The following is a 22,458-nucleotide window of genomic DNA, read 5'->3' as shown; positions in this document are numbered from 1 at the left end:
TTTTTAATGCCTAAAAACAAAGCCCTGGAAATTTTACTGTTCGTAAAATTTCCAGGGCTTTTCATTTTTCAAGGTGGGTTTTGTCCCAGCCTCTTTTCTTATTTCGTTTGATATTGAATAGCAGCTGTTCCTAATGTTTTGGCTGCTGTGAGCATTGCGCGTTCATCGAAGTCAAACTTAGGACTATGATGTGGGTAAACATCTCCTTCTGGCATTGCGCCTGTAAAGAAAAATGTTCCAGGAATCTCTTCCATATAATAACCAAAATCTTCTCCAATCATTAGAAGCTCGGACTCTTTCACTATTTCTACTCCAGGCACATCCCTAGCGATTTTTGCTAAAAACTCGGTTTCTTCTTTATGATTAATAACTGGGGGATATCCACGAGTATATTCGAAAGTATACGTACAATCTGCAGCAAGGCAGGTGCCTTCGATAACACGTGCTAACTCACGCTCCATTAAATCCCTAACGTCTGCATCAAAAGTACGCACTGTACCAGCAAGTTTTGCATTGTCTGCAATAATATTAAAAGCATTTTCCGCAACAAAGGAACCGACAGAAAGAACCGCAGATTGTGTTGGATCTACTCTTCTTGCTACTAATTGTTGTAAATTTACGACAAGTTGAGAGGCTACGACGATTGCATCCTTTGCTTGGTGCGGATTAGCTCCATGTCCACCTTGCCCTTGAATCGTAATTTCAAACCGGTCCGCTGCTGCCATGATTGGACCGGATTTATATTCGATTGATCCAAGTGGGAACAAAGACCATAAATGCGTACCGAAAATAGCGTCGACTCCTTCTAAGCATCCTGCTTCAATCATTGGTTTTGCTCCGCCTGGGGCATATTCTTCCGCATGCTGATGAATAAATACATATTCTCCAGCTAACTGGTCTTTTAATTCATTGATCGTGCGTGCAAGAATGAGCAAGGTTGCAGTATGCCCATCATGTCCACATGCATGCATAACGCCATCTACGGTAGATTTATAAGGGACGTCTTTTTCATCTTGAATCGGTAATGCATCGAAATCAGCGCGAAGTGCAACTGTTTTACCAGGTAAAGCTCCTTTTACTCTTGCGACAACACCATTACCGCCAACATTTGCTTGAAATGGAATACCTAAATCTGTATAAAAGTCTTGAATATACCCGGCTGTTTTTGTTTCTTTAAATGATACTTCTGGATGCATGTGTAAATGACGACGGATTGCGACCATATCTTCAAATGCACTATCTAATTTTTCCGTTAATTCTAATGTCATAAATTTTACCCTCCAATTATCTTTTTACCATTATAACAAAAAAGAAGAATATAAATTATAATGTGCAAGTTTCAATTTTTACTTTTTCAAAAGAAAAAAAGTAAACCGCCACTGAGCCATAGCATTGGGCCGGTTTACTCATGATAATTGCTGATCGCCTTTAAAGCGAAACTATTTTATTGCAAGACTGTTGGGTGTTGACGCACCAAACAGTCTTTTTTAATGTATAGCCTCTCAAATTTAGACTTCTTCATTTGTCGATGAATATGTAGAAACATAGGGAGCGCCAGTGAAAAATTGTTGCTTATCAGCAATCTCATCAAAGTTCATTGGATGGGATTTCGACCATACGTCATAGCTGTTTGGACCAGACCATTCTGTTAAAATAATATAAGTGTCTGATTTGATCGGTTTTAATACACGAAGTGCGATAAACCCTGGCTCCTGTTCAAGGGTTGGTGATAAGTTTGTATACTTATATTCAAAGATGGGTTTACCTTCGTCTGAAAGGGGAATATTTTGAATGGCGAAATAGCCCTTTTCGGAGAAATGTCCGGAAGCTTCTAATATTTCATATTTTCTTGGAGCTTGGAAAATAGTTTTTTTTGCAGTTTCATGGATTAGAACAGAGTTACCTATTCCATGCAATGAATAAATTTGCTCATTGGGATGTTTCTTTTTTATTGACTCCATAAATTCAGGTGTTCCTGAAGTTATATATAAATTCATATAAGTACCTCCTAGTTTTGTTTATTTCTTATACTTTTCCCAAAAATGCACACTTAGAAACCCTTTAACTAATTTTGACGATGAAACGGGACAAATTTATGACAATTACACTATATACCTATACAATAGGAAATAGAACGACTATAGTGGAGACGTATATTTGAAAAGAGACGTACCATTTAGATAGAAGAAAGGCAGGAATTTTAGAATGACTACTTTTAATGATACACTTCTTCGTGCAGCAAGAGGAGAACAAGTGGAGCATACGCCAGTTTGGTATATGAGGCAAGCAGGAAGATCACAACCTGAATACAGAAAAATAAAAGAAAAATATTCTTTAGAGCAAATTACACATGAGCCTGAATTATGTGCATATGTAACCCGTTTACCAGTGGAAAATTACAATGTAGATGCAGCAATATTGTATAAAGATATTGTAACACCACTACCTGGAATCGGTGTAGATGTGAAGATAAAAGCTGGGGTTGGTCCAGTAATTTCGAATCCAATAAGTTCGGTGCAAGATGTGCACAATCTTGGGGACCTATCTCCAGAAGATGATGTTCCATTTGTATTAGAAACAATTAAATTGTTAACAACTGAACAGTTGAATGTTCCATTAATCGGATTCGCAGGAGCTCCATTTACCCTTGCAAGCTATATGATTGAAGGCGGTCCTTCTAAGAGTTATAACAAAACGAAAGCATTTATGATTTCGGAATCAGAAGCATGGTTTGCATTGATGGACAAACTTGCAGAGATGATTATCGTTTATATTAAAGCACAAGTAAAAGCAGGAGCGAAAGCGATTCAAATTTTCGACTCATGGGTAGGTGCTTTAAATGTAGCGGATTATCGTATTTTCATTAAACCAGTGATGACACGCATTTTCACAGAACTTCGTGAGCTAGGTGTTCCATTAATAACATTTGGTGTTGGTGCAAGTCATTTAGCAATGGAATGGCATGACTTACCAGTAGACGTAGTTGGACTCGATTGGCGTTTATCAATTGAAGAAGCACGTGCTAAAGGATTAACGAAACCGCTTCAAGGGAACTTGGATCCATCGTATTTAATCGGAGACTGGGCAGAAATCGAAAAACGTGCGAAACTAGTTGTCGAGCAAGGTGTAGCACAACCAGGTCATATATTTAATATTGGACACGGTGTATTCCCTGAAGTGAATCCAGATACTTTGAAACGTCTAACAACATTCGTGCATGAATATAGTCGAGAACTTATTGCAGCAAAATCTAACTAAACTTTTTTAGAGGTGACATTGATGAAAAAAACAATGGGATTATTAGTAATGGCATATGGAACACCATACGAAGAAGCAGATATTGAACGTTACTATACACATATTCGCCACGGTCGTAAACCAAGTGAGGAACAATTAGCGGACTTAACAGGACGTTATAAAGCGATCGGTGGAATTTCACCATTAGCGAAAATTACGAAAAACCAAGCACAAGCCCTTTGCGATCGTCTAAACGAAGTACAAGATGAAATCGAATTCAAAATGTATATTGGGTTAAAACATATTGAGCCTTACTTAGAAGATGCAGTTGCACAAATGCATCAAGATGGAATTACTGAAGCAGTATCTATCGTATTAGCACCTCACTTCTCTACGTTCTCGATTAAATCATATAATGGTCGTATTAAAGAAGAAGCAGAGAAATTAGGTAATTTAACGATTACTTCTGTAGAGAGCTGGTATGATGAGCCGAAATTCATCCAATATTGGAATGAAAAAGTTAGCGAAGCATTTGCAGCAATGTCGGAGGAACAACGTGAAAAAGCTTGTTTAATCGTTTCTGCTCACTCGCTTCCTGAAAAAATTCTTTCTATGGGTGACCCATACGCAGATCAGTTAAATGAGACAGCTGACTTAATCGCAAAAGCAGCAGGCGTGAAAAACTATGCAGTCGGTTGGCAAAGTGCTGGACAAACACCAGAGCCTTGGATTGGACCAGATGTGCAAGATTTAACACGAGAATTACATGAAGAAAAAGGCTACACAACATTTGTTTATACACCAGTTGGTTTCGTAGCAGAGCATTTAGAAGTACTATACGATAACGACTACGAGTGTAAAGTTGTGTGTGATGATATTGGAGCAACATATATACGCCCGGCAATGCCAAATGATCAACCGCTATTCATCGATGCAATGGCGGATGTTGTATTAAAACAAATTCGTGCGTAAAAAATAGAAAAATGTAATCCTCAAAAGCTATTTCTATTTGCTTTTTGGGGATTTTTTATTGGAAATTTAGTTTTAGTTGTAAAAATGTTGGTCTTAGTTGTAATTTTGAGGATTTAGTTGTAAATTTGGAGCGTTTAGTTGTAAAATTTGAGCAAATAGTTGTAAAAGGATATTTTATCCAAAAAAAACGCATTGCTTTTCTAAATATTTAAAGGTGATTTCAAACTTTTTTCACACGTATTCGGTAAAATAGCTTGAGGGGGTGGGAACTTGAGAAAGCTAAGTATATTATTCATCTTGTTTTTGCTTGGAGCGTGTGCACAGCCCTCATTACCATCCATTGATCCATCGGTTGATTTTGTGGCAAGTTTAAATACGGTGGAAGGAACGATAGATTTCATTTCTGCAGAGCAGGAAGTGATGGAAACTTGGCAACTAGATTCTGCGTATACAGGATTTACGTTAGTGTCAGATGATCTCCTTTTACTATATGGATTTACGCTGAAGGAAGCGGTTCTTATCCAGTTATCTACAGGTAAACAGCTCGCAACGTTGGATGTACAAGAAGGAACAACCTTTGCATACGCTTATGAAGACAATATTTATATAGCAAATGGAAAAGAAAATACTGTAACTCTTTTCGATCAAAAAGGGGAACTCCTCGCTGAGGCGAGTACGGGAAATTATCCAATGTCTATGATTGCACATGGTGGCAATCTATATGTAGTAAATTTTAAAGATGAAATTCTTTCTATCTTTTCATTAGATTTAACGGAAAAAACGAAATGGGATATTCCAAGTTCTTCGCATGGACTGTTAGTAAATGGAAAAGAACTATGGCTCGGTGGTCATGGTGCTGGCAGTAGTCCTAATCGAGTTATTAATAAATATAATATAGCGACTGGAGAGTTGCTCGGTGAAATAGAAGCGCCAATGATGCCGATTAATATGACAAAAGCGGCAAACGGACATATTTTTGCGGTGAGTCATGGAAGTAGCACCGTATATGAGATTTCTAAAAAGGGTGAAGTGCTAGCTTCATTCAAAGCAGGTGCGAACCCTTTTTCCATCGCAACATTTGGAGAGAGCATTGTATTAGCTGGTTATGATGATCATCAACTGTACTTTATCCAATCGGGAAAAGTAACGAACAAGCTACAAGTAGGAAGAGGACCATTTCAGTTAGTCGTAAGGGAGGTCAGCAAATGACAACGATATTAGTAGTAGATGATGAACAGGAAATGCGCAGACTAATTGAATTGCATTTGCAAAAAAGTGGTTTTGATGTGTTACATGCTGAAAATGGAGAAGAAGCGATTAATATGGTTCAATCGTTTACGATTGATCTAATACTCCTCGATGTTATGATGCCTGGGAAAAGCGGCTTTGAAGTTTGCCAGGATTTAAGAAAGTTTACATCCATACCGATTATCTTTCTTACTGCGTTAGACTCAAAGATCGATTTAGTGAAAGGACTTACACTCGGTGGGGATGATTATGTCATTAAACCGTTCACAGCGACAGAATTAATAGCTAGAATAGACGCTATTTTAAGAAGGACAAGAAATATAACGAAAGATGATAAGATTATAAAAGGGATCTTAGTAAATGACCCAGCTGCAAGGCAAATAGTACGAAACGATAAAAAAATTACCCTCACGCTTAAAGAATATGAATTGCTTCATTTGTTTATGGAAAATGAAGGGATTGCTTTCTCTAGAGAGCAACTACTAGAAAGGCTTTGGGGTTTAGATTATGAAAGTGGAACAAGGACGGTAGATACACATATTAAAACACTTCGCTTAAAGCTTGGTAGCGTTGCAGGAAAATATATTGAAACTGTTTGGGGAATTGGTTATCGTTTTGAGGTTAAGCAATGAAAAAACTATCGGTTAAAATATGGATGTTATTGCTCATTTTTATTACAACGACGATTGTGTTTTTAGTCATATTTACGAATTTTTTATATGAAGAACTTTACGTACAACATACTGAAATGTCTATGAAGGAAGTTGCAGAAAATTTACAGCGTACATACGATGGTGGCGTCGTTACGAATGCATTTATTAAACAAACGGAAGATTATAATCGCTTTTCAGATGTGGAAGTATTTACGGTACGAAATCCGAGGGAACTAAGTGCATGTCTCCCTTTCGACATCGACTATGATACGTTAATCGGAGCAGAAGAACGAGCACAATTGATAGAGGGGAATGCGATAACAAAACGGGGGTATGAAAAGCGATTTGACCGGGAAGTCGCATCAGTTATTTATCCACTCGTAGATGAAAATAGATTAGAAGGTATTATTTATGTATATGTACCTTTAACGAGAATTACGGAAATGGCATCGAGTGACGCACTTTTTTTAATAGTAATTGTTTCTCTTTTATTGATATGCTTGGCTTATATTAGCTTGAAGAGTTTGCAAAGAGTGTTAAAACCATTAGCCATCTTAAACGAAGCAGCGCTTGATATGGCTGCCGGAAAGTATGATACACGCGTTGAAATCGAGTCTCAAGATGAAGTGGGAGAGCTAGCACGAAGTTTTAACCAAATGGCGACTTCCATTCAACAAGAAGACGACAAGAAGCGAAACTTTCTCTCTGTCGTTTCCCATGAACTTCGCACTCCGATTAGCTATATTAAAGGATACGGAGAGGCATTTGAACAGCAACTTATACCAGAAGAGAAAAAGGCTGAAATATATACACTTATCACGCGGGAAGCAAATCGTATGCAAAAGCTGACGAATGATTTGTTGACCGTTGCAAGATCGGAGTCAATTGAAAATATAGAAACTAGTCCGCTCGTTTTAGCAGAAACAATCCGTGAAGTAATACAGCTTGTAAAACCAATGGCAAACGAAAAAGAAATAAAGTTTGTTATTTCAATAGATGAAGAGACAATTTTATGTGCAGACGAACAAAAAACAAAGCAAATCCTTATTAACATTTTAGAAAATGCCATTAGATATTCGTCTAACAGTTCCACAATCGCAATTTCGAATAAAACAACGAAAAAAGAAACAATGATTGTAATTGCAGACGAAGGATGTGGAATTGAGAAGGAGCATCTTGGTCATATTACGGAGCGTTTCTACCGTGTAAATAAGGCAAGAAGCCGGTCAGATGGAGGAACAGGATTAGGGTTATCCATTGCTGCGCAATTAGTAGATGTACAAAATGGTAAACTTGCATTTGAAAGTGAAGTAGGAAAAGGAACTACCGTATATATTACATTACCAATTTGGGAGGATTCATTCGCATGAAAAAACAGATAGTGGCATTTATATTAACGGCAATGGTGTTAACAGGTTGTGGGGCAGAAGAGGCAACTCATTCAAACCATGAGGAAACTACATTTCAAGAAATCGTTGTACAAATACAAACAGCTGAACAACTACCAGTAGGAGAGCCAGTTGTTTTATCTGCTAAAGTTTCCCAAGGAGAGGAAGTAGTCGATGATGCAGATACAGTAGAATTCGAAGTGTGGGAATCTGGTTTGCGTGATAAAGGGGAAATAATCGAAGGGACATTAACAAAAGATGGTGTATATGAAGCAACTTATACATTCGATCATGACGGAGTCTATTATATGTTTGCTCACACTACGGCAAGAGGTCTTCATACAATGCCAAAACAAAAGCTAACAGTTGGAAACCCAGATCTGAGTACCGTATTACCAGACGAAAGCGATGATACAATGCACGACCGTCATTAAGAAATACTTGCAAAAAGAATACGCTAGGAGTAATATAATGACTAGATGACCGAAATGGTTTTCTGGTCATTTCTTTTTTGAAGAGAAATGGAGTGTTGCTAAATGGATCGAAAACAAGAAATTTTAGAAGCTGCTACGAGATCTTTTTCGCTTTTCGGATATAAAGCTACGACGATGGACCAAATAGCGAAAATCGCAAATGTTGGTAAAGGAACAATCTATACTTTTTTTGAAAACAAAGAAGTCCTATTTCAAGAAATTGTCATGAGAATGATTTGCGAGATGAAGCAGGAGGCAACGGATGCTATTCAAGAAGGTGCTTCTTTTCAAGAAAATGCCCACGCCGCGTTGATGAAAATGTTGGAATTTCGAGAAACACACCAACTATATGCCAAAATCGTGGATGAAGAAAAAGATTGGCGAACACCGGCTGTCAAACAAATGCTACATCAAACAGAGCAAGCAATTGTGACATTCATTAAAGAGAAGATTGATAAGTATGTAGCAAAGGGTGAATTGAGACAAATAAATAGCGAGCTTGTAGCATACTTATTATTTAAGGCATATATTGCTTTTATTAACGATTGGAATGTGACACATAACGAATCATTATCCGAAGTAGAAATTGCAAATTTTTTTCAGGAAACAATTTTTCACAGTCTCTTAGTCTGAGACTTCTTTTTTTGGTAATGATTGACCAGATGAATAAAATGGTCAAATAGTTTTGGAGGGGATAATTTGATTAAATCAGAGTGGAAACATATTTTTACCGATAAAAAAATGCTCATCTCTATTATTGCTGTATTATTTATTCCAGTTTTATATGCAGCAGTGTACTTATGGGCTTTTTGGGACCCGTATGCTAACTTAAGTAATCTACCAGTAGCCATTGTCAATTCGGATGAAGGTGCAGACTTCGAAGGTGAAGAGCTTTTACTTGGAGACGAATTGGTAAATAAGTTAAAGGAAAGTGATCAATTTAACTTTGTTTCCGTGAAAAAAGAAGAGGCAGAGCAGGGATTATTAAATCGGGAATATTATTTATTGATCGAAATACCGGAAAATTTCTCGCGGCATGCAACTACTTTGTTGGATGAGCATCCACAAAAAATGGTTCTATCCTATAAGGCGAACCAGGGAAGCAATTTCCTTTCTGCCCAAATTGGAGAAACGGCAATGGAGCGAATCCGTACTGAGGTGAACGAAGAAGTAACGGCGACTTATGCCAAGCAACTTTTCGACTCCGTTACAAAATTGGGAGACGGTTTCGCGCAAGCTTCTGACGGAGCAGGCCAATTAAAAGATGGTGCAACAGATCTTAGTAACGGTGCAAGTGACTTAAAAGGATACTTGGAACAATTAGTAAGTAGTACAGTGGAGTTAAAAGACGGAACAAATACGGTTGCATCTGGTATTCAAGCCGCAGCAGATGGTTCTAGCCAATTGAATAGTGGATTAGCTACTCTTTCAACAGGAGCTACTCAACTAACAGACGGTATAGACGGAGTAGCAACTGGAGCAGCATCATTAAAATCAGGAATTGACGAGTATACAACTAGTGTCGATAAATTGAACGAGAGTTACCGATTACTGAGTGAAAAAGATAAAGCGTTCATCGATTCTTTACAACAAATACAAATCAGCACCTCCTCATTAAATGATAGCACTAAGGAGTTATCGAAAGGTTCTTCTGAAGTGACGTCTGGCATAGAGGCTCTGTCTGAACAAATTTCCAAAATAAGTGTAGGGCTTCCGGAAGAACAAGCGGCTGCACTAACGGAAACATTGAAACAAGTACAGTCCGGAAGTTCCGCTATAACAGCTGGATTAGAAAAACTTTCAACTGGAACAGCCGCTTTATCACATGGCACAACTGGGACACTTGAAGGAGCAGTGCAATTAAATGCAGGTTATGCACAAGCAGGGCAAGGAATTGAACGTTTACATGAATCGTCCGTTGCACTAGTGGATGGTGCGTCTAATTTAACAGATGGAACAACTATACTTGCTACAAAAATGAACGAATTTAATGCGGGAGTACAGCAAGCTTTTAAAGGTTCTACTAATTTAGTGAGAGGATTATCTCAATTAGCAAATGGCACCTCCCAATTACAACAAGGAACTGGAACGCTTGTAGAGAAATCAGGTGAACTTGCAGATGGATCGTTGAAGCTAGTCGATGGAACGAAAGAGTTAGTAGATGGAACAGATTCTTTACAAACGAGTTTACAAGAAGCTAGTGATGAGGCAAAAGAAGTGAATGCGACGGATGAAACGTATGAAATGGTTGCTTCCCCAGTAGATGTGAACGTGGAGGAGGTAAACGCTGTGCCGAATTACGGAACAGGTTTAACACCTTATTTCTTATCACTTGGCTTATTTGTTGGTGCGCTAATTATTTCGGTAGTCTTTCCATTTGTACAGCCAGCTATTAAACCAACGAGTGGGACCTCTTGGTTTATAAGTAAAACAGTAGTACTTGCGGTAGTTGGAATTTTACAGTCTTTAATCGTCGTTGCAATTGTACTATTTGGACTTAAATTAGAAGTAGAAAGCGTTGGTATGCTCATATTAATCGCTATTATTACAAGTTTTACGTATTTAGCGATTGTTCAATTGCTTGTATCGATGTTGGATAATCCAGGTAGGTTTGTTGCGATTCTTATTTTGATTCTTCAGTTGTCTACAAGCGCAGGTACTTTCCCATTAGAATTGATACCAAAGCCGTTGCAAATTTTTAATAAGCTGTTGCCGATGGGGTATTCAATCCAAAGTTTTAGAGCGGCAATATCAACGGGAGATGTTAGTTATTTTTGGTACAATAATAGCGTTTTAATCGGATTTATGATCGTATGTTTAGCATTAACACTCGGTTTCTTCCTGTTATTGTTCAAAAACCGTTACACTAAACAAACTGCAGAAGCATAAAAAAAGCGCTTGTCTCTGAAACTGGGGATAAGCGCTTTTGCTATTCAAAAAAAAGAAATGAAAGGAATGGTGATTTTACAGTAAACGGCAACACCTAAAGCATAAAAAAACCAACTAGAAAGGGGAGTATCTAGTTGGCATATCTAATGAAATTAAAGACTACTGCATTTGTCACAGTGATTTCCATAGCACTCATGTTGTTCTTCGATGGTCTCGCCGCATGTAGCGCATTTCTTTTTGGGCAGGTTACGGAAAAATTCAAGTACGTTTTCTAACATATTTGTTCCACCTCCATCTGTTATATAACTGTTAAAGTTAAATACATTGTAATATAACACAAAATATTTTGTCAACACATTAATTCGTTTTTTGTTAAAATAGGAGTAAAGGAGAGATAAATATGTATTTTATTGATAATAAAGGTATTACGGACCCACGCATTAACCTAGCTATTGAAGAGTATGCACTAAATACAATGGATGTTGAAAAAGATTCATTTCTTTTATTTTACATAAATCAGCCTTCCATCATCATTGGAAGAAACCAAAATACAATTGAAGAAATTAATACAGATTTCGTAGAAAAGAACGGGATTATCCCTGTCCGCAGACTTTCAGGTGGCGGCGCTGTGTACCATGATTTGGGGAATTTGAACTTCAGCTTTTTAACGAAAGACGATGGAGACAGCTTCCGAAATTTCAAAAAGTTTACTCAGCCAGTTGTGGATGCATTGCAGACAATGGGTGTGAATGCGGAATTATCCGGACGCAATGACATATTGGCAGAAGGAAAAAAAATCTCAGGAAATGCGCAGTTTACTACACGTGGAAGAATGTTTAGCCACGGTACATTAATGTTTGATACAGAAATTGATGCAGTCGTGTCCGCATTAAAAGTAAGTAAAGAAAAAATTGAATCAAAAGGTATTAAATCAGTTCGAAGCCGTGTAACGAACATTGCTGATTTACTTGCAGAACCAATGACGATTGAACAATTCCGTTCCGAAATTCTTTCCTCTATTTTCGGCGGTGAGGAAAATATTCAATATTGGGAGCTTACAGAGAAAGATTGGGAAAATATCCATAAGCTTTCGGAAGAACGTTATCAACAATGGGATTGGAACTATGGTAAATCCCCTAAATTTAATATGAAGCATTCGCATCGATTCCCTACAGGTGGCGTAGATGTGCGTTTAGAAGTGAATAAAGGTATCATAGAAGAAGTGAATATTTATGGTGACTTCTTTGGTGTTGGAGATATAAAAGAAGTGGAACAATTACTAACAGGCAAAATGTATAGTAAGCAAGCGATTGAAGAAGCACTGGAGCCAATTGACGTACCGAAATATTTCGGAGGTATTTCGAAAGAAGAACTAGTACAACTTATTTATTAACTTTTTGCTGAAGATGCAGGAGTCTAACATACTAACGTATGAGAGACTCTTTTTTGATATAATAAGGAAAGAATAATGTTTCAAAAGGAGGATATAAATGATGATACACCGTGTATTAGTAGTAGAAGATGATCGTAAAATCGCATCGCTTCTTGCAGATACTTTGAGGAAATACCATTATGAAGTACAAACAATTGAAGATTTCGATCATATTATCGAGGAGTTTACAGCGTTCGATCCTCATATTGTGTTATTAGATGTGAATTTACCGTCTTATGACGGCTACTATTGGTGTCGTCAACTCCGTCAGCTAACCACGTGCCCGATTATTTTTGTTTCGGCAAGATCAGGTGAAATGGACCAAGTATTTGCACTTGAAAATGGTGGGGATGATTTTATCACGAAGCCTTTTCATTACGAAATCGTCCTAGCAAAGATAAAGAGCCACTTAAGAAGAACATATGGTGAATATGCAGCGAAGCAAGAAGAGCGTGTGGTGAAAGTAGGGAAATTGCAGCTTTATATGGAACGTATGGAATTACATACGTCAAAAGAAGAAATTCCACTTCAAAAGAAAGAATGTACCATTTTAGAATTATTACTGAAAAATCACCCAAAGCTCGTCACAAGAGAGCAATTACTAGAAGAACTATGGGATGACCAGTCATTTGTGGATGAAAATACACTTAATGTAAATATGACAAGAGTGCGAAAGAAAATGGCTGATTATAGTGTTTTATCTACAATTGAAACAGTTAGAGGAGCGGGATATCGTTTGAACCTAAGTCCGGAGGAAGCTTAATATGTTTCGGTTATTTGTAAAGGAACATTTACTATTTATCATTTTTCAATTTTCATTAGTTCTATTTGTCATGCTACTGTACTGGTTGGATGGATTTCGAAACCTAGACACCGCTGTCTATTCCATTGTTATTAGTAGTATATTGACGCTTACTTTTTTAGGGACATTGTTTGTGAAAAAATATACGTTTTATAAAAAAATCCTCTCTGTCCCAACCCAAATCGAAGTTATTTTGCAACGAGCAGCGCAGTCCCCAGAAATCAAACAAGTAGAGAATTACTTACAACATATATATCGTTTATATCAAAAGGAAGTACAACTTTTATATGCTAGACAAAATAGGCATTTACAATTTATGAACAGTTGGGTGCACCAAATGAAGACCCCGATTTCTGTCCTCGAACTAATGACACAAAACAGTGAAGAGATTGATTCGAAGAGTGTAGTAGAAGAAATGGATCGACTCAAGCGAGGGTTAGAAGCAGTTTTAATGAATGCGAGATTAGACACGTTCGAAGAAGATATGCAAATTGAACGGATAGATTTAAAACAATTGGTAACCGAAGTAGTAACGGAGAATAAGCGGTTATTCATCGGCAATCATTTATTTCCAGTAATTTCGATGGAGGACAATTGTATGATTACATCGGATAGAAAATGGATCCGTTATGTCATTGCACAATTTGTAACGAATGCGGTTAAATATACATTTGAGAAAAATAAAAAAGTATATTTTGAAACGAATATCGAGGAAAAACAAATAATTTTCTCTGTTAGGGATGAAGGAATTGGTATTCCTGCATCGGATATTAAAAGAGTGACAAAGGCATTTTTTACCGGAGAAAACGGTCGTAAAACTGGTGAGTCTACTGGAATGGGATTATATTTGGCACAGGAAATTTGCAGCCGTTTAGGGCATGAAATAAGTGTAACATCGAATGTAGGGCAAGGTACAACCGTATCGATCTTATTTGAAAACAAGAAGTAATGAAGCGAGGTGGGCAAATGTCTATATTAATACTGGAGGAAGTAACGAAAGTATATGAAGGAAAAGTAGCGCATCTAGCGATTAATCAATTAAGTTTTGAAGTAGAAAAAGGAGAATTTATTGCCGTAATGGGTCCTTCAGGAAGTGGAAAAACGACATTATTAAATATTATATCGACCATCGATCGACCAACTTCTGGAGAAATTACGATTAGTGGGTTAAAACCGGCAGAACTCCCTAAAAACGACTTATCGCTTTTTAGAAGAAGGGAACTTGGTTTTGTGTTTCAAGATTTTAATCTGTTACCTGCACTAACAGTGGAAGAAAATTTAGTATTACCACTAACACTTGATGGCCAATCGATAGAAGTGATGAAAGCAAAAGTACAACAAATTGCAGAACATCTTAACTTAACGTCTATTTTAGAAAAAAGACCTTCCGAGATTTCTGGTGGTCAGGCACAAAGAACAGCTATCGGTCGTGCGCTAATACATGAACCGAGTATTATACTTGCGGATGAGCCTACCGGAAATTTAGATTCGAAAGCAGCAAAAGACGTATTAGAAATTCTTTCACAAGTGAATAAAGGGAGTCAAACGACCATTATGATGGTCACACATGATCCAATAGCAGCAAGCTACTGTGATCGAGTGTTATTTATAAAAGATGGGGAATACTTCAATGAGATTTATAAAGATGACAGAAGACAAACTTTTTTCCAAAGAATACTAAATGTGTTGTCTTTATTAGGTGGAAATGTAAATGACCTTTCAACAATTCGCTTATCATAACGTTATTCGTAATAGTCGGATATATGCCGCATTTTTTATGGCGAGTATATTTTCGGTTATGGTGTTCTTCGTTTACTCGATGCTGATGTTTCATCCAAATATTGAAGATCAGTTTTTACGAGATGTTGCTTTTGGGGGAATGCTTGTTGCACAAGTCATTCTCATCATTTTTACATTGTTTTTTTTGTTTTATTCGATGAGTGCCTTTTTACAAGCTAGATTACACGAGTTCGGGGTTCTATTGAATTTAGGAATGGAAAGGCAACAGTTAAATCGTTTGATCTTTTTAGAAACGATGATTTTAGGATTTATATCCATAACGATTGGTATCTTCTTTGGATTTGCGTTTTCTAAATTTTTCTTCATGATCATTCGAGAATTGTTTTTACTGGACAGTTTGCCTCTTTACTTATCATGGAAGCCATTTGCTTTGACGATTATTGTATTTTTATCACAGTTTATCATCATATCGATCAGTAGCGTTGTCTTCATCCGGAAAAAAGAGATTGTCCAACTTATTAAAGGAGATGGCAAACATAACGCAGTTGCTTCGTATAAAAAGGGAAATGCTTTTTTAGGATTAGGGTTGCTTGCCGTAGCGTATAGTCTCGTTATTTTCTCTGTTTTCTTTATGAATATATTTATGATCTTACTGATTATTTTAATGGCTTTTATTGGAACGTATTTCTTTTACACAGATAGTATTTTATATATACTCGACATCATTCGGAGAAAAGAACGTCTCTATTGGCATTCTTTTCGTCTCATCGCTTTTGCGGAGGCTTCGATCAAAATTAGGGAAAATGCGCGCATGTTTTTTGTCGTGACGATAGTGTCCACGATTGCGTTTTTATCTGTAGGTGTAGTGACTTCTTTCACTTCATTTACTGCACAATATCGGGAACTAAACCCGGTTAGTATTTTCTATGCTAGTGATTGGGACAACCCATTTGAAGAAGCGCATATTATGAAATTATCGCAAGAACTGCAAAGGGAAGGCTTGTCTTACGAGCTCGTGAAATTTAATGTAAAAAGACAAACCTCCTCTAATTCGCGTGAACAAGTGAATATAATAAAGGAATCAGAGGTCAATAGTTTGGCGGTTGCCTTAAAAATTCCATTGATCGACTTGAAGCAAGGAGAAGCTTTATTGGTTTCAAATACCCAAATAGACTTTGAAAATATTCGTAGTGGAAAGGAACAAACAGTTCTGGAGGAAAGTAGCATACCTATTCAAATAAAAGGGATGTATAAATACTCGATATTCCCTTCTTTCGCAATAAAAGATAGAGCATTCATTATTAGCGACGAGGACTTTTCTCTCCTAACGGAGCCACTATTTGGCTATAGTCTAGAAGAGTCTAAAACTACTTTTTTTGCATTTCATGTATCTGAATGGTTGCGTACAAAAGACGTTGGGACGGATTTAGATAAGATTATGACTGAAACGATGGGTATATCAGGAGTTAATCCAAATCCGTTTTATTTTGTTAATCCTGGATTGAATTTTTCCGTTATTCGTGCCACGTTTGCATTATTATTGTTTACTGGTTTACTTGTAGCAGCGGTTCTCTTACTTGCAGCTGGAAGTTTTGTCTATTTTAAACTGTACACAGATTTAGAAAGAGATAAAAAACAATATGATGTACTTAGAAGAATGGGAGTAACAGATCAAGAACTAGTGAAAATCGTAAATCGACAATTGGTGCCACAATTCTTTTTACCATGGGGACTTGCAATGGTGCATAGTACATTTTCTTTTATTTTCCTACAAGCTTTTTGGGTGGATCTAGCAGCGGTTTCTATTGCAATGGAAATGTTAATAGTACTAATTGTGTTTACTGTTATTCAAATATCTTATTTTTACTTAATTCGTTGGAGATATATAGCACATATTCAAGAGTAAAAGAAGATTGAATAGTCAAAACTTTTTTTATATAATGAATTTAGGGGAATATGAATGAATACTCATTCAAATAAAAAATGGGAGATGGGAAAATGGGTTTAGCTTCACAAGTTCAACAAATTGCCTCAATGCATCCAGAAAAAATAGCGTATCACTTTATGGGAAAAGACACGACTTATGCAGAATTTGACGAATCAGTCGAGCGTTTTGCACATGGACTTCAAGTATTAGGAATCCAAAAAGGAGACCATGTAGGCTTTTTACTTGGCAATACGCCACATTTTTTAATTTCTTTATATGCAACGATGCGTTTAGGGGCAACTGCGGTACCGATTAATCCTATTTATACACCAGATGAAATTAGTTATATTGTGAAAAATAGTGATGCCAAGGCGATTATTGCGCTTGATGCGTTATTACCTTTAGTAGAACAAGCGGCTAGTGAATTTACGACTGTGGAAAACTATATTATTTGTGAAACACAAGCAGATACGATAGAGAAGTTAGCTGGACTTTCGAACGGTTTGAAAGAAAAAGTGAAATCGTTTTCATCATTACTTGCAATTTCTGGGGAACATGTGAAGCCTGTTGAAGTGTCAGAAGATGATACGGCGATTATATTGTATACATCTGGTACTACTGGGCATCCCAAAGGTGCGATGCTTACATATAATAATATATACTCGAACGCTCGCGACGTAGCAGAGTATTTGAGTATTAATACAGAGGATCGAGTTATTGCGACGCTTCCTGTTTTCCATGTATTTGCCTTAACTGTTGTCGTGAATGCACCATTACTAATGGGAGCTACTATATTACTAGTTCCTAGATTTAGCCCTCAAGATGTCTTTTCCATTGCAAAAGAACAAAAAGCGACTGTTTTTGCAGGGGTGCCTACCATGTACAATTTCTTGTACCAATTCCCAGAAGATAAAGTGGAGGATTTCTCAGGTGTTCGTTTAGCAATTTCTGGCGGCTCTTCATTGCCGGTTGCATTACTGCATAATTTTGAGAATAAGTTTCATGTGCGGGTATCAGAGGGGTACGGGTTATCAGAAGCATCTCCGGTAACTTGTTTCAATCCGATTGATCGTGAACGTAAGCCTGGCTCTATCGGGACTAATATTTTGAATGTGGAAAACAAAGTAGTGAACGAATTGGGAGAAGAGGTTCGAGTTGGAGAAGTTGGGGAACTGATTGTCCGAGGACCTAATGTGATGAAGGGCTATTATAAAATGCCAGAAGAAACCGAAAATGCGATTCGAGATGGTTGGCTATATACAGGGGATCTTGCTAGACAAGATGAAGAAGGGTATTTTTATATTGTTGATCGAAAGAAAGATATGATTATCGTGGGAGGTTATAATGTATATCCACGGGAAGTAGAGGAAGTTCTGTTTGAGCATCCAAGTATTATAGAAGCGGCGGTTGTCGGAGTGCCAGATCCTACATTTGGAGAAGAGGTACTTGCATTTGTTGTGAAGAAAGATGCTTCTTTAACGGAAGAGCAATTGCAGGAATACTGTGGCGAAAAACTAGCAAAATATAAAATTCCTAAACGAATTGAGTTTTTAGAAGAATTGCCGAAAAACACTACCGGAAAAATTTTACGTCGTTCGTTAAAAGGACAAGGACAAACTGTTCAATAAAAGAAGAAGCCGCTTCTTATAGGAGTGGCTTTTTGGTTGGTTTAGAAAAGATAAGGTAGACGGTATGGCAGTATTTAGGGATAATGCGTATTCGGATAGGTTCTTCGGGTTTTTCGTGTTGAGCGGTCTTTTTGTCGCGCTCGAAGGCGTTCGCAGTGGATTTGTCTCGTTCAACCATATACTGTAAGATTTGAAACCGATTAGATAGCAATTTTCGTGGATTGGAGCGGAAGGGTGGCGACTCCGACGGGATTAAGTGAGATAGATAAGACATCACAACGTACGCGAAGCGGCGGTGAAGGCTCTTCACTCACCCCGCGGAAAGCGTCCGCCCTGCAGCGGAAATCATAGTGGTTACCTAATAAAACTTGCTATGACACATTATCCCTATACTGTACACTTCTCACAGACTTCGAAAACAATATACACCAAAAGAGCAATTATTCTTTTGTGTTTAGAACAGATATTCATCAATATAGTATATAAAGCAGGAAAAAGGTTTCGAGTGTCGAAGTATATGAAAGAGTCGTTTGAAAGAGAGGAATGGACAAATGAGTAAAAGAAAATTAGAAGCAAAGGATCTATTTAACTTGCAATCTGTTACAAATCCCGTTATTGCACCAAATGGGAAAGAAGCAGTATTTATTCGCACGGAAATGGATGAAAAGGATAATACATATTATGCCTATTTATATCATGTAAATGTGGAAACGGAAGAGATAACACAATGGACACATAAGAAAGAGCGTATATCTTCACCGAAATGGTCTGCAGATGGTAAATACATTGGATTCCTATCGAACCGTGAAGAGAACAATCAAGTATATATTCTTTCAACAAGTGGCGGGGAAGCAAAAAAGTTAACGGAAGTTGAAAAGGGCGTTTCAAGCTTTCTTTGGTCATCATGCGGCAACAAAATTTGGTTCGTGGCACCTTTAAAAGAAGGTAAAGCTTGGTCTGATAAAGAGAAAAAAGAAGAAAATAAATTGCCAGAAGCTTATGTCGTAGAAAAAATGAAATATCATGCAGATGGTGTTGGCTTGCTACCAAAAGATACATATAAACAAATTGGGTATATAGATCTCTCCTCGCAAGAAATAACACAGTTTACAAAAGGAGCCTATAATTACAGTTTACAAGCTATTTCACAAGATGGAAAGAAACTAGTAATGGGCGTTAACCGTGAAGAAAATCAAGACTTCACATTCCGCCAACCATTATTGTTAGTGGACATAGAGTCTAAAGAAGAAACTGTACTGGTAAATGAAGAAGGCTATTACGGTGGAGCAGCTTTTTCCAAAGATGACAAGTATATTGCCTTTACTGGCAGCAATCGACAATTTGAAAATGCAACGCATGCGGAAGTGTATGTATATGAAGTGAGTTCAGGATCTCGTCAAGTGCTAACGGAAGGAATTGACGCGCCAGTAGGAGATTATTCTGGTGGAGATGTTCAGCAAGATGCAAGTGCACCTGCTGTAGTATGGACGAATGCGAACCACTTGTACTTCCAATTGTCTACAATGGGCGACGTACGACTTTATTTTGCATCATTAGATGGGGCGGTGTATCCTGCAACATCTGAAAACGAACATGTATATGGGTATGATATAGATCCTACAGGCACATTTGCACTTGCGACAATAAGTAACGCAATATTTCCCGGGGAATTATTTAAGCAAAATTTAGCGACTGGTGAAAGAATTCAGCTTACAAGTTTTAATGAGGAATTGTTAAATGAACTAGAGCTTTCCCAACCAGAAGCAATTGTATATAAAAGTTCCAAAGATTGGGACGTTCATGGATGGTTAATGAAACCAGCAGAATATGAAAAAGGGAAAAAGTATCCACTAATCGTAGAAATTCATGGTGGACCACATACGATGTATGCCAACACATTTTTCCATGAACTCCAATTGCTAGCTTCAAAAGGGTATGGCGTATTATATGTGAATCCGCGAGGTAGCCATTCATATAGCCAACAATTTGTCGATGCAGTACGTGGCGATTATGGTGGAGGGGATTACGAGGATATTATAGCAGGACTCGATCATGTACTCGCTGAAAATGACTGGATTGATGAAACGAGACTAGGTGTAACTGGTGGTAGTTACGGAGGGTTTATGACAAACTGGGTTGTTGGTCATACGAATCGCTTTAAAGCGGCAGTTACGCAGCGATCCATTTCAAACTGGATTAGTTTTTACGGCGTTTCTGATATTGGCTATTATTTTACTGAGTGGCAAATTGGTGCAAATATGAAGGATATAGAGAAACTTTGGGATGCATCTCCATTAAAATATGCATCGAAAATAGAAACGCCACTACTCATTTTGCATAGCGAAAATGACTATCGTTGTCCTATTGAACAAGGTCAACAATTATATGTGACGTTAAAAGCGATGGGGAAAGAAGCGAGTTTTGTACGTTTTCCGCAGGCAGATCATAATTTATCTAGAGTCGGGCTACCAAATTTGCGTCAAACTAGATTAGAGCAAATTACTAATTGGTTTGAGAAATATCTTTAATAGTGACAAACCCCTTCATTTCTTGTATGAAATGAAGGGGTTTTTGATGAATCGATCGAACCATCAATCATTTGTATTATTGCTTATGGAATCCTTTATTATAATACATAAAAACGAGTGAAATAATCCAAATAGGTCCTACCATTAATGCAATTCGAGTGTCAGGGAAATACGCCATCAGTCCAAGCACTAATATTAAGAAGGCAAGCGCTAAGTACGACCCAATCGGATAAAACAATGCTTTATATGTTAACTTTGAAACTTCCGATTTAGATAATCTCTTTCGAAAGTTTAATTGAGACAATAAAATGATTCCCCAAGTCCAAACTGCCCCGAAAGTTGAAATACTCGTGACCCATATAAATACTTTTTCAGGGACAAGATAATTCAATAGAACACCGACTAATAGTAATAGGGCAGAAAATAATACTGCTCTTGCAGGTACACCAGCCCCATTAATTCTCTTGAAGCTAGGAGAAGCCTGTTTTTGTTCCGCTAAGTTAAATAACATACGTCCTGTACTGAAAATACCGCTATTACAACTAGAAAGTGCTGCCGTTAAAACAACAAAATTAATAATTCCAGCGGCTGGTCCGATGCCAATTTCTTCAAACATTAATACGAAAGGACTGCCATTTTGGCCAATTTCATTCCATGGATAAATAGACATAATAACGAAAAGAGCCCCAACATAAAAAATAAGAATACGCCAAAAAACAGTGTCAATTGCACGAGGAATAATCGTTTTCGGATTTTTAGCTTCGCCTGCTGTTACACCAATCATCTCAACGCCTAAATAAGCGAACATGACCATTTGTAATGACATGAAAATTCCTCCAATCCCATTTGGAGCAAATCCACCATTTGACCACAAGTTGCTAAACCCAACAGCTATTCCGTCATTCCCAATACCAAAAATGATCACCCCGAGCCCTAAAAAGATCATTGCTAAAATTGCGACAATTTTAATGAGAGCGAACCAAAATTCGAATTCCCCATAAGCTTTAACGGCAATTAAATTGACTATTGTCATTATAATAAGTGCTGCTAATGCCCAAATCCATGGAGGTGTATCGGGATACCACATTTGCATATAAACACCGACAGCTGTAATTTCAGCCATACATGTAACAACCCATAAAAACCAATAATTCCAACCAGTGATGTATCCCGCAAGTGGTCCTAAGTAATCCCTAGCATATCTACTAAACGATCCGGATACGGGATTATGTACCGCCATTTCTCCAAGTGCACGCATGATTACTAATATTACAAGTCCACCAATTATGTATGAAATAAGAATTGCTGGTCCTGCTAACCTAATGGCTGTTGCAGATCCTAAAAACAATCCGACCCCAATTGCTGCTCCTAAAGACATGAGGGTGATATGCCGCTGTTCAAGCCCTCTTTGTAATTGCTGACTCCCACCCAAAGTTGTGTCACTCCTTTTCTATTAATACTTTTGTTGTATAACACTTTAACATAACGAAGTGCATCTGTGATACGGTCATATGAACGAAATTGTGATAATATTAAGTTTA

At 37.5% G+C, this 22,458-nt stretch carries 19 protein-coding genes; 15 read left to right on the top strand and 4 right to left on the bottom strand.

What is annotated here, in order from left to right:
- Positions 1-98 precede the first annotated feature (98 nt).
- Entirely contained in the window at positions 99-1,268 is a 1,170-nt protein-coding gene (locus ACIQYS_RS17940; RefSeq protein WP_402982901.1) for a M20 metallopeptidase family protein, read from the bottom strand.
- A 240-nt stretch (positions 1,269-1,508) separates the two neighbouring features.
- Positions 1,509-1,997, bottom strand: a complete 489-nt coding sequence (locus ACIQYS_RS17935; protein ID WP_402982899.1) for an antibiotic biosynthesis monooxygenase family protein — start codon at positions 1,995-1,997, stop codon at positions 1,509-1,511.
- A 208-nt stretch (positions 1,998-2,205) separates the two neighbouring features.
- Between ACIQYS_RS17935 and hemE the strand changes: the two genes are divergently transcribed.
- From hemE to ACIQYS_RS17895, 8 genes are all read left to right on the top strand, one after another.
- Positions 2,206-3,258, top strand: a complete 1,053-nt coding sequence (hemE, locus tag ACIQYS_RS17930; RefSeq protein WP_402982897.1) for a uroporphyrinogen decarboxylase — start codon at positions 2,206-2,208, stop codon at positions 3,256-3,258.
- 18 nt (positions 3,259-3,276) lie between these two features.
- A complete protein-coding gene (gene hemH / locus ACIQYS_RS17925; RefSeq protein WP_402982895.1) occupies positions 3,277-4,209 on the top strand; it encodes a ferrochelatase in 933 nt (310 codons plus the stop codon).
- Between the two features lie 270 nt (positions 4,210-4,479).
- Positions 4,480-5,418 (top strand): YncE family protein, encoded by a 939-nt coding sequence (locus ACIQYS_RS17920; protein ID WP_402982893.1) that lies wholly within the window; start codon positions 4,480-4,482, stop codon positions 5,416-5,418.
- The gene (locus ACIQYS_RS17915) at positions 5,415-6,089 is read left to right on the top strand and encodes a response regulator transcription factor (RefSeq protein WP_402982891.1); all 675 of its coding nucleotides are present in this window, start codon (positions 5,415-5,417) and stop codon (positions 6,087-6,089) included. The genes ACIQYS_RS17920 and ACIQYS_RS17915 overlap by 4 nt, the downstream gene beginning before the upstream one ends.
- Positions 6,086-7,480 carry a sensor histidine kinase gene (locus tag ACIQYS_RS17910; protein WP_402982889.1) on the top strand — a complete coding sequence of 465 codons (1,395 nt, stop codon included), beginning with the start codon at positions 6,086-6,088 and terminating at the stop codon, positions 7,478-7,480. The genes ACIQYS_RS17915 and ACIQYS_RS17910 overlap by 4 nt, the downstream gene beginning before the upstream one ends.
- Positions 7,477-7,932 carry a FixH family protein gene (locus ACIQYS_RS17905; RefSeq protein ID WP_402982887.1) on the top strand — a complete coding sequence of 152 codons (456 nt, stop codon included), beginning with the start codon at positions 7,477-7,479 and terminating at the stop codon, positions 7,930-7,932. The genes ACIQYS_RS17910 and ACIQYS_RS17905 overlap by 4 nt, the downstream gene beginning before the upstream one ends.
- 102 nt (positions 7,933-8,034) lie before the next feature.
- Positions 8,035-8,604, top strand: coding sequence for a TetR/AcrR family transcriptional regulator (locus ACIQYS_RS17900; RefSeq protein WP_402982885.1), 570 nt, complete (start codon positions 8,035-8,037; stop codon positions 8,602-8,604).
- A 66-nt stretch (positions 8,605-8,670) separates the two neighbouring features.
- Positions 8,671-10,860 carry a YhgE/Pip family protein gene (locus ACIQYS_RS17895; protein WP_402982883.1) on the top strand — a complete coding sequence of 730 codons (2,190 nt, stop codon included), beginning with the start codon at positions 8,671-8,673 and terminating at the stop codon, positions 10,858-10,860.
- A 152-nt stretch (positions 10,861-11,012) separates the two neighbouring features.
- Here the strand turns inward: ACIQYS_RS17895 and yhfH are convergent, their stop codons facing one another.
- Positions 11,013-11,138 carry a protein YhfH gene (gene yhfH / locus ACIQYS_RS17890; RefSeq protein WP_402982881.1) on the bottom strand — a complete coding sequence of 42 codons (126 nt, stop codon included), beginning with the start codon at positions 11,136-11,138 and terminating at the stop codon, positions 11,013-11,015.
- Positions 11,139-11,260: 122 nt separating this feature from the next.
- Here yhfH and lplA point away from each other — a divergent pair, with 122 nt between their 5' ends.
- The 7 genes from lplA to ACIQYS_RS17855 all read left to right on the top strand — a co-directional run bounded on the left by lplA (position 11,261) and on the right by ACIQYS_RS17855 (position 20,917).
- A complete protein-coding gene (gene lplA / locus ACIQYS_RS17885) occupies positions 11,261-12,253 on the top strand; it encodes a lipoate--protein ligase (protein WP_402982879.1) in 993 nt (330 codons plus the stop codon).
- 97 nt (positions 12,254-12,350) lie between these two features.
- Entirely contained in the window at positions 12,351-13,055 is a 705-nt protein-coding gene (locus ACIQYS_RS17880) for a response regulator (RefSeq protein WP_402982877.1), read from the top strand.
- 1 nt (position 13,056) lies between these two features.
- Positions 13,057-14,043 (top strand): sensor histidine kinase, encoded by a 987-nt coding sequence (locus ACIQYS_RS17875; RefSeq protein ID WP_402982875.1) that lies wholly within the window; start codon positions 13,057-13,059, stop codon positions 14,041-14,043.
- Between the two features lie 17 nt (positions 14,044-14,060).
- Positions 14,061-14,834, top strand: a complete 774-nt coding sequence (locus ACIQYS_RS17870) for an ABC transporter ATP-binding protein (RefSeq protein WP_402982873.1) — start codon at positions 14,061-14,063, stop codon at positions 14,832-14,834.
- Complete coding sequence (locus ACIQYS_RS17865) at positions 14,806-16,740, top strand: FtsX-like permease family protein (protein WP_402982871.1); 1,935 nt, start codon at positions 14,806-14,808, stop codon at positions 16,738-16,740. The genes ACIQYS_RS17870 and ACIQYS_RS17865 overlap by 29 nt, the downstream gene beginning before the upstream one ends.
- Positions 16,741-16,832: 92 nt before the next feature.
- Positions 16,833-18,389 carry a fatty acid--CoA ligase family protein gene (locus tag ACIQYS_RS17860; RefSeq protein WP_402982869.1) on the top strand — a complete coding sequence of 519 codons (1,557 nt, stop codon included), beginning with the start codon at positions 16,833-16,835 and terminating at the stop codon, positions 18,387-18,389.
- A 551-nt stretch (positions 18,390-18,940) separates the two neighbouring features.
- Positions 18,941-20,917 carry a S9 family peptidase gene (locus ACIQYS_RS17855; protein WP_402982867.1) on the top strand — a complete coding sequence of 659 codons (1,977 nt, stop codon included), beginning with the start codon at positions 18,941-18,943 and terminating at the stop codon, positions 20,915-20,917.
- 76 nt (positions 20,918-20,993) lie between these two features.
- Here the strand turns inward: ACIQYS_RS17855 and ACIQYS_RS17850 are convergent, their stop codons facing one another.
- On the bottom strand, positions 20,994-22,349 hold the full coding sequence (locus ACIQYS_RS17850) for an amino acid permease (RefSeq protein WP_402982865.1): 1,356 nt from the start codon (positions 22,347-22,349) through the stop codon (positions 20,994-20,996).
- Positions 22,350-22,458: the final 109 nt, after the last annotated feature.

Origin of the sequence: Psychrobacillus sp. NPDC096426 (genome assembly GCF_044762745.1) — a bacterium.
GTDB lineage: Bacteria > Bacillota > Bacilli > Bacillales_A > Planococcaceae > Psychrobacillus.
This window is presented reverse-complemented; position numbering and strand designations above follow the sequence as displayed.

Coding starts and splice junctions, on each gene's coding strand:
- ACIQYS_RS17860 (WP_402982869.1), top strand. CDS start 16,833: ATGGGTTTAGCTTCACAAGTTCAACAAATTGCCTCAATGCATCCAGAA.
- ACIQYS_RS17935 (WP_402982899.1), bottom strand. CDS start 1,997: ATGAATTTATATATAACTTCAGGAACACCTGAATTTATGGAGTCAATA.
- ACIQYS_RS17910 (WP_402982889.1), top strand. CDS start 6,086: ATGAAAAAACTATCGGTTAAAATATGGATGTTATTGCTCATTTTTATT.
- hemE (WP_402982897.1), top strand. CDS start 2,206: ATGACTACTTTTAATGATACACTTCTTCGTGCAGCAAGAGGAGAACAA.
- ACIQYS_RS17905 (WP_402982887.1), top strand. CDS start 7,477: ATGAAAAAACAGATAGTGGCATTTATATTAACGGCAATGGTGTTAACA.
- ACIQYS_RS17865 (WP_402982871.1), top strand. CDS start 14,806: ATGACCTTTCAACAATTCGCTTATCATAACGTTATTCGTAATAGTCGG.
- lplA (WP_402982879.1), top strand. CDS start 11,261: ATGTATTTTATTGATAATAAAGGTATTACGGACCCACGCATTAACCTA.
- ACIQYS_RS17940 (WP_402982901.1), bottom strand. CDS start 1,268: ATGACATTAGAATTAACGGAAAAATTAGATAGTGCATTTGAAGATATG.
- ACIQYS_RS17900 (WP_402982885.1), top strand. CDS start 8,035: ATGGATCGAAAACAAGAAATTTTAGAAGCTGCTACGAGATCTTTTTCG.
- ACIQYS_RS17855 (WP_402982867.1), top strand. CDS start 18,941: ATGAGTAAAAGAAAATTAGAAGCAAAGGATCTATTTAACTTGCAATCT.
- ACIQYS_RS17870 (WP_402982873.1), top strand. CDS start 14,061: ATGTCTATATTAATACTGGAGGAAGTAACGAAAGTATATGAAGGAAAA.
- ACIQYS_RS17915 (WP_402982891.1), top strand. CDS start 5,415: ATGACAACGATATTAGTAGTAGATGATGAACAGGAAATGCGCAGACTA.
- ACIQYS_RS17880 (WP_402982877.1), top strand. CDS start 12,351: ATGATGATACACCGTGTATTAGTAGTAGAAGATGATCGTAAAATCGCA.
- yhfH (WP_402982881.1), bottom strand. CDS start 11,138: ATGTTAGAAAACGTACTTGAATTTTTCCGTAACCTGCCCAAAAAGAAA.
- ACIQYS_RS17875 (WP_402982875.1), top strand. CDS start 13,057: ATGTTTCGGTTATTTGTAAAGGAACATTTACTATTTATCATTTTTCAA.